Annotated in this window: 16 protein-coding genes; 7 read left to right on the forward strand and 9 right to left on the reverse strand. The window is 68.1% G+C overall.

What is annotated here, in order from left to right:
* On the reverse strand, positions 1-564 hold a 564-nt coding region (locus E3O19_RS15200), incomplete at its 3' end, for a hypothetical protein (protein ID WP_194087924.1).
* A gap of 209 nt (positions 565-773) precedes the next feature.
* On the opposite strand from E3O19_RS15200, the gene E3O19_RS15205 reads away from it, so the two are divergent.
* The gene (locus tag E3O19_RS15205) at positions 774-1577 is read left to right on the forward strand and encodes an alpha/beta fold hydrolase (RefSeq protein ID WP_241981416.1); all 804 of its coding nucleotides are present in this window, start codon (positions 774-776) and stop codon (positions 1575-1577) included.
* On the opposite strand, the gene E3O19_RS15210 is transcribed toward E3O19_RS15205, so the two are convergent.
* The 3 genes from E3O19_RS15210 to E3O19_RS15220 form a co-directional block, all read right to left on the reverse strand.
* The gene (locus E3O19_RS15210) at positions 1554-2426 is read right to left on the reverse strand and encodes an aggregation-promoting factor C-terminal-like domain-containing protein (protein WP_134569002.1); all 873 of its coding nucleotides are present in this window, start codon (positions 2424-2426) and stop codon (positions 1554-1556) included. The two genes, E3O19_RS15205 and E3O19_RS15210, sit on opposite strands and share 24 nt — an antisense overlap.
* Before the next feature lie 234 nt (positions 2427-2660).
* On the reverse strand, positions 2661-3608 hold the full coding sequence (ctlX, locus tag E3O19_RS15215) for a citrulline utilization hydrolase CtlX (RefSeq protein ID WP_134569004.1): 948 nt from the start codon (positions 3606-3608) through the stop codon (positions 2661-2663).
* 4 nt (positions 3609-3612) lie between these two features.
* Complete coding sequence (locus E3O19_RS15220) at positions 3613-4644, reverse strand: ornithine cyclodeaminase (RefSeq protein WP_134569006.1); 1032 nt, start codon at positions 4642-4644, stop codon at positions 3613-3615.
* 124 nt (positions 4645-4768) lie between these two features.
* Between E3O19_RS15220 and E3O19_RS15225 the strand changes: the two genes are divergently transcribed.
* The 4 genes from E3O19_RS15225 (at position 4769) to E3O19_RS18640 (ending at position 7667) form a co-directional block, all read left to right on the forward strand.
* Positions 4769-5239, forward strand: a complete 471-nt coding sequence (locus tag E3O19_RS15225; protein WP_134569008.1) for an Lrp/AsnC family transcriptional regulator — start codon at positions 4769-4771, stop codon at positions 5237-5239.
* A gap of 51 nt (positions 5240-5290) precedes the next feature.
* Positions 5291-5977 (forward strand): histidine phosphatase family protein, encoded by a 687-nt coding sequence (locus E3O19_RS15230; protein ID WP_134569203.1) that lies wholly within the window; start codon positions 5291-5293, stop codon positions 5975-5977.
* A 99-nt stretch (positions 5978-6076) separates the two neighbouring features.
* Complete coding sequence (locus tag E3O19_RS15235; protein ID WP_134569010.1) at positions 6077-6997, forward strand: hypothetical protein; 921 nt, start codon at positions 6077-6079, stop codon at positions 6995-6997.
* Complete coding sequence (locus E3O19_RS18640) at positions 6924-7667, forward strand: class F sortase (RefSeq protein WP_134569012.1); 744 nt, start codon at positions 6924-6926, stop codon at positions 7665-7667. The genes E3O19_RS15235 and E3O19_RS18640 overlap by 74 nt, the downstream gene beginning before the upstream one ends.
* A 121-nt stretch (positions 7668-7788) precedes the next feature.
* Here the strand turns inward: E3O19_RS18640 and E3O19_RS15245 are convergent, their stop codons facing one another.
* From E3O19_RS15245 to E3O19_RS15255, 3 genes are all read right to left on the reverse strand, one after another.
* On the reverse strand, positions 7789-8139 hold the full coding sequence (locus E3O19_RS15245) for an MmcQ/YjbR family DNA-binding protein (RefSeq protein ID WP_134569014.1): 351 nt from the start codon (positions 8137-8139) through the stop codon (positions 7789-7791).
* A 9-nt stretch (positions 8140-8148) separates the two neighbouring features.
* Positions 8149-9147: an LLM class flavin-dependent oxidoreductase gene (locus E3O19_RS15250; RefSeq protein ID WP_134569016.1), complete on the reverse strand. Its 999-nt coding sequence runs from the start codon at positions 9145-9147 to the stop codon at positions 8149-8151.
* A 97-nt stretch (positions 9148-9244) separates the two neighbouring features.
* Positions 9245-9715, reverse strand: a complete 471-nt coding sequence (locus E3O19_RS15255) for a methyltransferase family protein (RefSeq protein WP_134569018.1) — start codon at positions 9713-9715, stop codon at positions 9245-9247.
* A 133-nt stretch (positions 9716-9848) separates the two neighbouring features.
* Between E3O19_RS15255 and E3O19_RS15260 the strand changes: the two genes are divergently transcribed.
* Positions 9849-10274 carry a universal stress protein gene (locus E3O19_RS15260; RefSeq protein WP_134569020.1) on the forward strand — a complete coding sequence of 142 codons (426 nt, stop codon included), beginning with the start codon at positions 9849-9851 and terminating at the stop codon, positions 10272-10274.
* 31 nt (positions 10275-10305) lie between these two features.
* On the opposite strand, the gene E3O19_RS15265 is transcribed toward E3O19_RS15260, so the two are convergent.
* Positions 10306-10632, reverse strand: coding sequence for an antibiotic biosynthesis monooxygenase family protein (locus tag E3O19_RS15265; protein WP_134569021.1), 327 nt, complete (start codon positions 10630-10632; stop codon positions 10306-10308).
* Positions 10633-10739: 107 nt separating this feature from the next.
* Here E3O19_RS15265 and E3O19_RS15270 point away from each other — a divergent pair, with 107 nt between their 5' ends.
* The gene (locus E3O19_RS15270; protein WP_134569023.1) at positions 10740-11243 is read left to right on the forward strand and encodes a DNA alkylation repair protein; all 504 of its coding nucleotides are present in this window, start codon (positions 10740-10742) and stop codon (positions 11241-11243) included.
* Positions 11244-11302: 59 nt separating this feature from the next.
* Here the strand turns inward: E3O19_RS15270 and E3O19_RS15275 are convergent, their stop codons facing one another.
* Positions 11303-12991, reverse strand: coding sequence for a long-chain-fatty-acid--CoA ligase (locus E3O19_RS15275; protein WP_134569025.1), 1689 nt, complete (start codon positions 12989-12991; stop codon positions 11303-11305).
* Positions 12992-12996: the final 5 nt, after the last annotated feature.

Below are 12996 nucleotides of genomic sequence, written 5' to 3' on the forward strand. Positions count from 1 at the left end.
CTGGGCCTCAGCGGCCACCTGGGCTGCCGCGGCGGCCGCGGCGGCTGCAGCGGCAGCGGCCGCGGCCTGCTCGGCGGCGACACGGTCGGCTTCCGCCGTCGAAGCCTGCACGGTCGCCGATTCGGCCTTCGTCAGATCGACCAGCTTAAAGATCCGCTCGGGGGCCAGCAGGGTGAAGTGGGTGAGTGACGCGACGGATGTCGCGAGGTCAGTGGTATCCGCCTTCCCTTCGGCTGCGGCGATGACGACGACCGCTTCGTTCAGCGCGCCCTTGGCCTTCGACGCGGCATGGGCCGGCACGACATTGTCGTAGGCGACCAGCTGGTCAGGGTGAACACCGGTGCTCTCGGCGAGGACGGTGGTGGCGGTGATGCGTACATCCTGTGCTGCTGCGACGGATTGCGCGACGAATCCGGTTCCGACGATGGCGGTGACGAGGAGGAACGCGCCGGCAACGAGGATACGCTTCCGATCCTGGCGGCGAGGCGTGTCCCGATGGCGAGTGTGACCTTTACCGAGGGTACGGGAAGGCGGGAAGGACGACGTTTTTTTAATCCGTGGCATGACTTTCTCGGGTCGAATCGCTCGTGCACTGGCGCCAACGGTTCTGGGTCGATGAGCCTTAGGCGGGGTTCCGCCCGGGCGAAGCTGCCAGAATGACCCCGCTTACTGGAAGAATCCTCATTTTCCACTGGCAAAGTACTGGCAGGCGAGAGTGCCCGCCGGCCCTGTGGGCGACCCGGAGCTTCCGCCCTCGTGGTGCAATGGTGGTGATGTCACCACGCACCGCACCTCCGCACCGCTTCGTCTATTCCGCCGACGGAATGCAGCTGGCGACCTACGAATTCGGCGATCCGACCGCCCCCACGGTGGTCGTTGTGCACGGTTTCGCGTCCAGCGCCGTGGCGAACTGGCACCTGACCGGCTGGACGAGGGACCTGACCCGGGCCGGGCTGCACGTGATCGCGATCGACCAGCGTGGCCACGGCGCCAGCGAGAAGCCGCATTCCCCGGCCGCCTACACGATGGAGATTCTCGTCGCGGATCTGCAACGGGTTTTCGACGCGTACCTGCTCGATGAGGTGGACTGCGTGGGTTATTCCCTCGGGGCACGGGTCGGCTGGCAGGCCGCCCGCGAGCTGGAGGGGCGCATCCGCCGGGCGGTGCTCGGTGGTATCCCCGACGGCGATCCGTTGCGGCGCTTCCGGGTCGCGGATGCCCGCGCCCACATCGAACACGGCACCGACGTCGACGACAGGCTCACCGGGGCTTACCTGAGTATGGCCCGCGCGTTGCCGGGCAACGACCTGAGGGCGCTGGTGGCCCTGGTCGAAGGGATGCGCGGCGGCTCCCAGCCCGGGGCGGAGAACGCGCCGAATCAACCCCTCCTGCTCGCGACCGGGAGCGAAGACCGCATCCTCGAGGCGTCGCGGGCACTCGCCCACGCCGCCCCGGATGCGACGTTCTTCGAGATCCCGGGTCGGAACCACTTCAATGCGCCGACCGCCCGGGCGTTCCGGCAGGCCGCGATCGGATTCCTCAGCGGTGGGGGGTCAGTACCAGCCCACGGACTGTGACTTGTCCCAGGCGGCGCACGGAGTGCCGTAGCTGCCCGCGATGTAGCCCAGGCCCCAGGTGATCTGGGTCGCCGGGTTGGTCTGCCAGTCGGCGCCGGCCGTTGCCATTTTGCTGCCGGGCAGCGCCTGCGGAATACCCGCGGCACCGCTCGAGGCGTTGTACGAGTTCACATTCCAGCCGGATTCCTTGTTCCAGAGGCTGACGAGGCAGCCGAACTGGTCGGCGCCCCAGCCGTACTTGGACATCATCAGGTCCCTGGCGATCGCCTGGGCGCCGCTCGGGTCGGTCGGCGCGGACGGGCGGGAGGACGAACTGGTCGACGCCGCGGTGGCCTTCGCCGCCTCGGCAGCGGCAGCCTTCGCAGCTTCGGCAGCGGCGGCCGCGGCCTGCTCGGCGGCGACACGGTCGGCCTCCGCGGTGGTGGCCTGCACGGCGGCGGTCTTCGCCTTGGTTTCGTCGACGAGGTCGTAGACGCGGTCGGGGGCCAGCAGTGTGTAGCGACTGAGCGAGGCGACGGAGACCGTCAGCGCCGCGACATCCGACTTGCCCTGGGCCGCGGCGATCACGGTGTTGGCACCGTCGAGTGTGCCCTTGGCTGCCTGGGCTGCCTGGGCGTTGGCGATGCCGGCGTAGGCGCCCAGCTGCTCGTGGTGGCGTCCGGTGCTCGCCGCGAGTTCCGCCGTGGCGTTGACGCGGTCGTTCGAGGCTGCCGACGCGGACTGGATTACAACGCCTGTTCCGATCGTCGCTCCGACGGCGATGATGGCTCCGACGAGGAGGAAGCGACTACGGCGGCGCTGCGCCGTCCGCGGACGGGTAGACCCGGTGTCGGTGGTGCGGGTGGACACGGGGGAATCAAACGAGGAAGAAATAGACAATCCCTTGCGACACGAAACGCCCGGGCACGTGCGCGTCGTCAGGCAGGTGCGGAGCGGTTCTTGTTGGGCAGCCACGGGCAGGGGTGCGCGCGGGCGAAAGGACCAGTCTGCAATATGTTTCTGGACAAAACCTCACTTGTTGCTGGCAATGTCATGCCAACGCGCGCCCGCCGTGCTTCCGGCAAGTCGGGGTTCCCGGCAGGATCAGACCGAAGCGGCCGGACCGACGAGCACGGAGCGACGGTCGAGGTGGATGCCCGCGACCATGCACCGCACGGAGCCGCCTGCGAGTTCGATGGTGGGCACGGCGAGCGGGACGATCTCGCAGCTGCGTTCGATCATCCGCCGCTGCGGGGCAGTGAGGCTGGCCAGTGCACGCTCGGAGAGCGCCAGCATCCGGCCGTTCCTGCCGTGGAGTTCGATGGCGTTGCCGGCGAAATTGCGGATCTGGTCCGGGCTCAGGTCGATCACCTCCCGGTCCAGGGCGGAGAGGCGCTCGACAACCTGGGCTCGCCGGGTGGGCGACGTGATCAGGTCCAGCCCCACCAGGGCGAAGTCGGTGGCTATGCACATCATGACGTTGGTGTGGTAGATGGCGGTGCCGGTCTCGTCGACGGCGTCGAATGCCATCGGCTCGTAGCCGAAATTGGTGCAGAACCGTTCGAGTGCGATCGGATCCGCTCGTCTCGACCGGGCGACGTAGGCGATTCGGGCGCCGTGGTCGAGCACCATCGCCCCGGTGCCCTCGAGGAAGACGTCGTCGAGTTCCAACCCTGAGTAGTCGACGACGTCCTGCACCCGGTAGCTCTGTTTGAGCATCTCGACGATATCTCCGCGGCGTTCCGTGCGCCGGTTCGGCGTGTGCATCGGATACAGCGCCACGTGTCCCCCGGCGTGGGTCGAGATCCAGTTGTTGGGGAACACGCTGTCCGGCCGACCTGGGCCGTCGTCGTCGAAGAGGTGCACCGTGACGCCGCGGGCATCGAGCACGGCGGCAGCCTCCGACACCTCCGTGTAGGCCGCCGCGGCGACGGCGTCCGCGTCGTCCCCGAGGGCGCGGGTCTGGAAGACGTTGTCGAGAGCGGTCTCCGGGTTGGGGGTGAAGAACCGGGGCCTGATCAAGAGAACGGCCGACGGAGCCTGGACCGACATCGGCTCAGACGAGCGCAGGCGAGCCCGCGGTGACGAGGCCGAACAGGTCCTTGGGGTCGTCGGGGTCGGCCACGAGATCAATGTCGGTATAGAAGGAGGTGCGGTCGACGGCATCCTGCAGAAAGCGAAGCGCGGAGAAGTCCTCGATGGCGAAGCCGACCGAATCGAAAACGGTGATCTGGCGGTCGTCACGACGCCCGACGGCCTGGCCGGCGAGCACCTGCCAGATCTCGGTGACCGGGAAGTTCGGATCCATCTGCTGGATCTCCCCCTCGATCCTGGTCTGCGCCGTGAACTCCACGAACACATCGCTACGGAGCAGGATGGCGGCGGCGAGCTCGGTCTTGCCCGGGCAGTCACCGCCGATCGCGTTGATGTGCACGCCGGGCTCCACCATCTCATCGGTGAGCACGGTGGCGTTCGCCTTGTCCGCGGTGCAGGTGGTGATGATGTCGACGCCGGCCACGGCGTCCGCCGCGCTGGTGGCGACGACGATCTCAAAACCGAGCGGGGCCAGGTTGCGCAGGAACTTGTCCAGCGCCGCCGGGTCGGTGTCCCAGACCCGGAGCCGGTTGAGACCGAGCACCCCGCGGAAGGCCAGGGCCTGGAACTCGGACTGGGTGCCGGTGCCGAGCATCGCCATGGTGTGGGAGGTCGGACGGGCCAGCGCCCTGGCGACCATGGCGCTGGTCGCGGCGGTGCGCAGCGCGGTGAGCACGGTCATCTCGGACAAGAAGGTGGGGTAGCCACTCTGCACGTCGGCGAGCACGCCGAAGGCCGTGACGGTCTGCAGGCCGCGCGACGGATTCGAGGGGTGGCCGTTGACGTATTTGAAGCCGTAGGTTTCGCCGTCGCTGGTGGGCATCAGCTCGATCACGCCGAGCGGGGAGTGGCTGGCGACTCTGGGCGCCTTGTCGAAGGAGGGCCAGCGACGGAAGTCACGCTCGATGTACTCCACCATGTCGGTGAGGATGCGCTCGACACCGGTCTCTGCGGCCCAGCGGTTGATGTTTCCCACGTCTACAAATCGCACCATATGCGGCTCCTCTCGATCAGGTTCCAACACTAGAAGGGATCGATGTGAGCCCACCATTCGCTATGCGTGCCAATCCGAACAGACATTCCGTCAGTCTGTGCAGTTCAGGCGTACACTTTGCCTGATGTTTCCTCTCGATGATCTCGACCGACGCCTCCTGGCCGTGCTACGCGTGAACGGGCGGGAACCCGTGGCCGGCCTGGCCCGTGGCCTCGGGGTGACCCGGTCGACGATCATCAGCCGGCTCAAACGACTGACCGACTCAGGCACGATCGTCGGGTTCGGAGTCCGGATCCGCGAGGACCGCGACCCGAACGCGATCCGCGCGATCACACTGATCGAGGTGGAGGGCCGCGCAACCGACCGGGTGATCCATTCCCTGCGCGGTTTCCCCGAGGTGGAGGCCCTGCATTCCACGAACGGCGGCTGGGACCTGGTCGCAGAGCTCCGAACGGACAGCCTGGCCGACTTCGATCGGCTGCTCGGGCAGGTGCGGTCGATCGAGGGCGTCGTGAACAGCGAGACCAGCCTCCTGCTCAGTTCGGTCGCGCACGACGACCTCCCGACCACCCCGTCGCGCGCGCCGCGTCCCTGACCCTGCACCCCCAGCCAACCCGAGGCCGGCCCGGCCTAAGCTGGAATGAATATGCGACTCTTCCTGATCCGTCACGGCCAGACTCCCGGCAACGTTCTCGGGCAGTTGGACACCATCCACCCCGGGCCCGGCCTGACCGACCTCGGAAACCGGCAGGCTGCCGCGCTGCCGGGAGCCCTCCGCCACGAGCCGATTGACGCCATCTTTGCGTCGACCCTGGTACGCACCCAGATCACCGCCCGGCCGCTGGCCGTCGACCGCGGACTCGAGATCCAGGTCTCCGGCGGTCTGCACGAGATCGAGGCCGGTGCCCTCGAGGGTCGCAGCGACCGGGCGTCCATTCAGGCCTACCTCGAAACGGTCTTCGCCTGGGGTGCCGACGACCTCGGCGCCGTCATGCCGGGAGGCCCTGACGGGCACGCTTTCTTCGCCCGTTTCGACGCCGACATCGAAGCGGCAACCACCGGCGCAGAGAGTGTTGCCGTCTTCAGCCACGGGGCGGCTATCCGGGTCTGGACCGCGGCCCGCGCCCGCAACGTGACCTCGGTCTTCGCCGGAACGACCGAACTCGCCAACACGGGAATGGTCGAACTGACCGGTTCCGCAGACGAGGGCTGGACACTCGTCTCCTGGGCCGGGCTCCCGGCGGGCGGCTCACCGCTCCTCGATGACTCGGCCGATGACCCGATGGGGGAGGCGCTCGGCCAGGTCCTGGGCGGAACCGGCGCCGTTTCCTAGCCCGTCGCGGCGGCGCGGCTGATAGGACGCCGGGTGCACCCCCGTGTTAGGGTCAGGCTCTAGCCAAGGAGTGCTGTGCTAATAGTTTCGTCTTCCCCTGTGAAAGCAGGCACCTCGCGTTTCCCGACCTCGCTCCTTAGGATCCTGGCACTGACAGCGTCGCTGGCCATCGCCGTTCTCGCCCTCACTTTCGGACCTGCCGGCGCCAACGCGTTCGCCGCGACGCAGGACCTGACCCAGTGCAACGGCCTCCTGGGCGGCGGCGGCAAAGAACTCGATTGCAACGTCGATATCGTCAACAATTTGAACCTGAGGACCGGCGAGGAAACCTCGACGGTTACGACCAAAGTCTGTCAAGGGTCGCCCGCCGCCGCCATCTGCGGCAAGCAGGTGGCGTTGAACTATGCGCTGCTCACCAAGTCGGTCAACCAGTGCAATGGTTCTGTGAACGGCGGAGGCTCCATTCTGACCTGCCGGGTGACCGTGGTCAACAACATCACGGGTGCGCCCGCAAACTCGGGCACAACGGGAGCTACGGTCAACCAGTGCGATTACGCCGGAACCGGTGGCGGCACCGCTCCGACCATCAACTGTGACCCCTTCCCCGCCTCCGTTTCAGGCGCGACGATCACGCAGTGCAACTATTCCGTGAACGGCGGAGGCGCCCCCGACCGGGTCAACTGCACCGTGCTTCCTTCCACCGCGAGCGCGCTGCTTCCCGTCTCGATCAACCAGTGCAATGACTCCGCCAATGGCGGCGGTTCCGTGGTCACCTGCTCGGCGTCGCTGACCAACAACATCACCACGGCCAGCGCAGGCACGACCCCCACCCCGGTTGCGACCACCCCCGTGAAGAACGTCCTGCACGACTCGAAGACAGACGGGTTCGGCCTGGTCGCCGGCCAGGACGCAGGCAACCTCGGCGGAACGGCATTCCTGGGCGCCGGTGTCCTCATTCTGCTGGCCGCCGGCCTGCTGGCCGCGGCCGTCGCAACCCGCAAGGCTGACGCCCGTCGTTAGAACAAAACTGCTCGTCGGGGCCGCCGTCCTGCTCTGTCTGGTCGCCGGCGGACTGACTGCTCTGGCCGTCACCGGGCCGGATCCCAGCCCCCTGGCCGCCGTTCGGCGTACCCCTGCCGCGGCCCAGACTGTCGCGCCCTCCTCGCCGTCGCCGTCCGCGGCGCCGGAACCGACCGCGAACGCCGTCATCGCGGCCTCAGCACCGCTGCGGCTCCGGATCCCGGCAATCTCACTCGATGGCGCAGTGTCGGAGTACAGCCAGCAGATGATCGACAAGCGTGGCGGATTCGATCCGCCCGCCCTGAGCACCATCGCCTGGGACACCACCATCCCGGGCGGACTGGCCGGAACCGACTCGACCAACACGGTCTACCTGTACGGGCATTCCTGGGTCGACGCAGCGGTCTTCAATGGCCTCAAGGAGATGAAAGCCGGGGATGTGGCGGCCGTCGACACCGCAAGCGGCACCCTCTGCTACGCGGCCCAGAAAACGCTCACCCTCGACAAGGCGGAGTACAAGAGCAACGACGAGCTGACGAATGCGATACCGAACCGCCTGGTCCTGGTCAGCTGCTATCGACCCGTCGGCTACGATCCGAACTCCGCCACGGTGAAGAACATCATCGTGGTGCTGCAATTGGACCAGAACACCACCAACTCCGGCTGCTGAGCGAACGCCCCTCACCTCACCTCACCTCACCTCACCTCACCTCACCTCACCTCACCTCACCTCACCTCACCTCACCTCACCTCACCTCACCTCACCTCACCTCACCTCACCTCACCTCACCTCACCTCACCGGGGCCCGCGGAACCTTCGGCCGCACGAGCGCATGGCTGTCGCTGAGCAGCTGTTCCACCAGCGCGTCCTCGACCTGCCCATCCAGTACGATCGTGATCCAGTGCCTCTTGTTCAGGTGGTAGCCCGGCGTGATCTGCCCGGGGAATTCCTCCCGCAGCGCACGGCTCTCCTCCGGATCGCATTTGAGCGACACGGTCAGCGGCTCCCCCGCCAGGGCGGTGAGAGCGAAGATCTTGCCGTTACCCTGGGTCTTGAACACGCTCGTCACTTCGCCGAACGGGAACGTCTCCACCGCCTGGGGCAAGCTCAGGCAGAAGTCGGCGAGGGCATCCGGGGTCATGGGTCGAGACTAGACCGTCACCGGATTCATCGCTCCGGCCGTCAGGGCGACCGAGCGCAGCCGGGCGGCGATGTCGCGGGAGGCGTGCGCGATGATCAGCTCGTCGGCCTGGGTTGCCGCGGCGAAGTCCTCAAGGAACTCGCGCACGACACCGGGCGTGCCGATGGCGGAGTACCGCATCATGTTCGCGATCTGGCGACCCTCGTTGGTCGTGAGGAAGGCATCGATCTGCGCGTCGGTGTACACGGGTGCGACAGGCCCGCGGGCGATCATGCCCCGCACCCTGGCGCGCCGGGTCGTCTCGAATTGAAGCATCGCATCCGCCTGGTCGTCGGCGGCGATCACGTTGACGCCAACGATCACGTACGGGGCGGCGAGCTGTTGCGACGGGACGAAGTCGCGACGGTAGGTGGCGATGGCGTCGAAGAGGGAGTCGGGCGCGAAGTGCGAAGCGAACGCGTAGGGCAGGCCGAGCCTGGCCGCGAGCTGGGCTCCGAACAGGGACGATCCGAGGATGTAGAGGGGCACGTCGGTGCCGGCACCCGGCACTGCCCGCACGCCGGGGACGACGGAGTCGCCCCGCAGGTAGGCCTGCAACTCCACCACGTCCTGCGGGAACTGGTCGGATGCCCGCGGGTCACGGCGCATCGCCCGTGCAGTGGTCTGGTCGCTGCCGGGCGCGCGGCCGAGGCCCAGGTCGATCCGGCCGGGGTAGAGCTCCGCCAGGGTGCCGAACTGCTCAGCGATGGTGAGCGGCGAATGATTGGGCAGCATGACGCCGCCGGCGCCGAGCCGGATGGTCGAGGTGTGCCCGGCGACGTGGCCGATCAGGATGCCCGTTGCCGATGATGCGATCGTCGGCATGTTGTGGTGCTCGGCGTACCAGACCCGGGTGTAGCCGTGCGTCTCGGCGGACTGGGCGAGCGCAACGCTGGCCGCGAAACTCTCCCCCGCGGTCTGCCCGGGGGCGATGGGGGCGAGGTCGAGGATGGAAAGCGGAATCGTCATGCTTGGGGCAACGGTAACCGCCCCCGAATCGTTACCCGGCGGCCGGAAATCCGTTGCAGAGCCGGGGACAGCGACCGGGGACCGGACCACCGCACGGTCAGGCGGACCTGCGCAGCCTGCCGACGCGCGGCAGGAAGCGGCCCACCCGCGCGCCGTAGCCTGCGTAGTCCGGATGCTCGGCCAGGAGCATCCGTTCCTCCCAGCGAGCCTTCCCCGCCAGCAGTAGCACCAGGGCCAGCCAGGCGGCGATGTGCCAGACTGATCGGCCGAACAACGCGAGTCCCAACCCGCCGGTCATCAGCCCGGTGTAAATCGGGCTGCGCACGAGGCCGTATATGCCGGTGGTGACCAGCGGCGCGTGCTCCCGCGGGATCGGGCTCGCCGTCAGCGCCGGCCCCAGACCCGCGACGCCGAGCACCGCGAGGAGGGCGCCGAGCGCGCCGAGCGCGATCACCGCGGCCAGGACGGCGGCGCTGACGGGCCACAGATACCCGTGCGGGAGGATGGCGAGGGCGGCGAGCAGCACGAACTGGGCGGAGACCAGGCCGAACGCGAGCGCACGTTTCATGGCTCGAGGTTACGCCCGTGCGAGTGCTAAACGGTGCTGGATAGTGACGACCGGGTGGGGCCGCCCTTGACCACCAGGGCGAACCGTCACACACTGACACCGCCGGCACCGGATGAGAGGGAAGGACGGCCCGATGGAGCACGAGAGTTCGTTCCTGGTCGTGGTCGGCGTCGACGGCTCCCCCGAATCGGTTACGGCCCTGCGCTGGGCCGTCGACGAGGCGCGAGTCCGCCATGGCCGGGTGCGACTGATCACCTCCTGGTCGTATCCGCCGCGCACCATCGACATCGACGGCGGATTCATCGACGACCGGTCCGAGCGCGGCGCTGAGCGGATGCAGGCCAGTGCGCTGGCCGCGGTCCCCTCCGAGGGCGTGGACGTCACCGGCCACGTGGTCCAGGGACCGCCGGCATCCGTTCTGCTCGACGCCGCCGCCCCCGCCGACCTGCTCATCGTCGGATCGCGCGGGCTCGGCGGTTTCAGCGGCCTGCTACTCGGCTCGGTCTCCAGCCAGCTCGTCCACCACGCCTCCTGCCCGGTGCTCGTTATCCGGTCCTAGTCGCCCGCCGTCGGACCTGCCCACCGCCCGATCAGGCTGGCGAACCGCCGGCGATCTCGTAGGACCACAGCTCACTGCTGACTCCGACGGGACGCGCGGCGGGCTCGCCCTCCTTGGCCGCCTCGTTGCGGTGTCCGTGGCCGAAGGCCGGCGAGTTCAGCCACGCCTGAAACGACTCGTCGTCGGCCCAGCGGGTGACGACGAGCCAGGTCTTGCGGTCGTCGGTGGGCTTCAGCAGTTCGAAGCCCTCGAAGCCGGGGCGGTCGTCGACGGCTCCGGCCCGTGCGGCGAACCGGCGGGCCAACTCGTCACCACCGTCGTCGGGAACCGTGATCGCGTTGATTTTGATGATCGACATCGGGGCTTCTTCCTATCGGGACTGCAGAGACTCATCCATGCTGGCACGACCGGCTGTGCCGAAGCTGCGACGCCAACCGGGTCCCGCCAGGTTGAGAGAATGAACGCATGAGTGACGCCGCCGAATTCGTGGACGCGACCCTGCGGCACGAGGGTGATCCCGACCGGGCGAACGTCGAGAAGGCCCGGCTGCGAAGCGAACTGCGGTTCTACGGCGCATCCGTCGGCGCGGTGCGAGGCACGATCCGCGACACCCTCCGCCGCTACCCGGGACTCAGCCACGACGAGATCACCGCGCTGAGTTCGGAACTGTGGGCGGCGCCGGTGTTCGAACGCCGTCTCGCGGCGATCGTGCTGCTGCAATCGAGGGTGCGAATGCTGCGCAACTCGGATCTGACCCGGATCGAAGGCTTCGTGCGCGCCGCGCGCCTGCCGGTCCTGGTCGACCTGCTCGCCATCGGCGTGGTCGGACCGCTACTCGGGCGGCTGGACCCGCCCGACCGGGCCCGGGCGGAGATCGTACGGGGCCGCTGGGCAACGGACGGTGACGCGGGGCTTCGCCGCGCCGCCCTACTGGCCCGCGAGGCGGCAGCGAGCGAACGCGCAGACTGAGGCGCCTACCCCGGGTCACCCCTTCTCTGAGTGCCTCCCTGTGCGGTGCCCAGGCGCCGTCAGAGCAGCGGCAGAACGTGCGCACGCACCTCTTTACGCAGGATCTTGCCCAGCATCGACCGAGGCATGTCCTCGATCTGCACGATCCTCCGCGGGATCTTGTACGCCGCGAGGTGCTCGCGGCAGTGGGCACGCTGCGCATCCTCGTCAAGCCTGGCCCCTGGCTTGAGTTCCACGGCCGCGACGACCATCTCCCCACCTCGCTCGAGCGGCTTGCCGAAGACGGCTGCATCGACGACATCCGCGTGCAGGCGGAGCACCGCCTCGACCTCGGAGGGTGAGACGTTGAAACCGCCGGTGATGACGAGTTCCTTGGCCCGGTCTACGATCGTGGTGAAGCCGTCTTCGTCCACGGTCACGATGTCGCCTGTGCGCAGCCAACCGCCCGGCAGCAGGGTCTTTGCGGTCTCTTCCGGATTGTTCCAGTAGCCCTGGAACACCTGCGGGCCCTGCAGCAGCAGCTCCCCCGGCTGGCCGTGCGGCACCTCCACCGTCGGGTCGTCCAGGTCGACGACCCTCATCCGGGTCGACGGGAAGGGCACGCCGATCGTGCCGGGGCGGCGGCTGGGGTGGAACGGATTGCCGAGCGCCACCGGGGAGGACTCGGTCATGCCGTACCCCTCCACGAGCAGACCACCCGACACCGACTCCCACAGCTCGACAACATGCTCAGGCAGGTTCATCGCGCCCGAGATGCAGTACTTGCAGGAGCGCAGCGAAATCCCCCGCTCCTTAGCGGCGAGCGCGGTGCGCTCATAGATCGGCGGCACCGCGCAATACACGGTCGCGGGGGACTTCTTCATGGCGTCAAGGATCAGATCGGGGTCGAACTTGGGGAACAGCACGAGCAGGCCCTGCTTGCGAATGCCGTAGGTCAGGTACAGCGTCATGCCGAAGGCGTGGAACATCGGCAGGATCGCGTAGAAGATCTCCCGACGGTACTCGGCCCCGTGCATCCAGGCCTCCCCCTGCAGGGCGTTCGCGTACAGGTTGAAGTGGGTGAGCTTGGCGCCTTTCGGCCGCCCCGTGGTGCCCGAGGTGTACTGGATAGCGGCGAGCTCGTCGACCGAGGGGCGCGGATGCTCCGGGTCGAGGTGGCCGTGGGCGAGCAGGTCCTTCCAGGGCGTCGTTCCCGGCGCAGCGCCGGTGAGCGCCTCGCGGGACTCCCGCAGGCTCTTGACCGGCAGATAGAGGGCGAGCCGTTTGACCGCGGGGAACGCGCTGAGCAGGTTGACCGAGACCACATGGTCGATTTCGATGTCGGCCGGGAAGGCGCGAACGGATGCCGCCACCTTGTCCCAGGCGATCACGACGCGAGCCTGGTGGTCTTCGAACTGGTGCCGGAGTTCCCGGGAGGTGTAGAGCGGGTTGTGTTCGACGACGACGGCACCCAGGCGCAGGACCGCGTAAAAGGCAACGACGTGCTGGGGGCAGTTGGGCAGGATGAGGGCAACCCGGTCCCCTGCCCGCACCCCGAGCTGCCGCAAACCCTCCGCGGCACGGTCGACCTGATCTCCGAGCTCGGTGTAGCTCGTGCGGCGGCCGAAGAACTCGAGCGCCGGATGATCGCCGGCCTCCGCCACCGAGTGCTCCAACATCGCCACGAGCGATTCCGTGGGCAACTCGATCTCGGCCGGGACGCCGGGCTGGTAGTTCTTCACCCAGGGCTGCTGCTCAGTGTTCGCCATGGACC

Origin of the sequence: Cryobacterium algoritolerans, from assembly GCF_004402785.1 — a bacterium.
GTDB lineage: Bacteria > Actinomycetota > Actinomycetes > Actinomycetales > Microbacteriaceae > Cryobacterium > Cryobacterium algoritolerans.

Coding starts and splice junctions, on each gene's coding strand:
- E3O19_RS15245 (WP_134569014.1), bottom strand. CDS start 8,139: ATGACCCCGGATGCCCTCGCCGACTTCTGCCTGAGCTTGCCCCAGGCG.
- E3O19_RS15225 (WP_134569008.1), top strand. CDS start 4,769: ATGTTTCCTCTCGATGATCTCGACCGACGCCTCCTGGCCGTGCTACGC.
- E3O19_RS15220 (WP_134569006.1), bottom strand. CDS start 4,644: ATGGTGCGATTTGTAGACGTGGGAAACATCAACCGCTGGGCCGCAGAG.
- E3O19_RS15255 (WP_134569018.1), bottom strand. CDS start 9,715: ATGAAACGTGCGCTCGCGTTCGGCCTGGTCTCCGCCCAGTTCGTGCTG.
- E3O19_RS15275 (WP_134569025.1), bottom strand. CDS start 12,991: ATGGCGAACACTGAGCAGCAGCCCTGGGTGAAGAACTACCAGCCCGGC.
- E3O19_RS15265 (WP_134569021.1), bottom strand. CDS start 10,632: ATGTCGATCATCAAAATCAACGCGATCACGGTTCCCGACGACGGTGGT.
- E3O19_RS15230 (WP_134569203.1), top strand. CDS start 5,291: ATGCGACTCTTCCTGATCCGTCACGGCCAGACTCCCGGCAACGTTCTC.
- ctlX (WP_134569004.1), bottom strand. CDS start 3,608: ATGTCGGTCCAGGCTCCGTCGGCCGTTCTCTTGATCAGGCCCCGGTTC.
- E3O19_RS15250 (WP_134569016.1), bottom strand. CDS start 9,147: ATGACGATTCCGCTTTCCATCCTCGACCTCGCCCCCATCGCCCCCGGG.
- E3O19_RS15260 (WP_134569020.1), top strand. CDS start 9,849: ATGGAGCACGAGAGTTCGTTCCTGGTCGTGGTCGGCGTCGACGGCTCC.
- E3O19_RS15270 (WP_134569023.1), top strand. CDS start 10,740: ATGAGTGACGCCGCCGAATTCGTGGACGCGACCCTGCGGCACGAGGGT.
- E3O19_RS15205 (WP_241981416.1), top strand. CDS start 774: ATGTCACCACGCACCGCACCTCCGCACCGCTTCGTCTATTCCGCCGAC.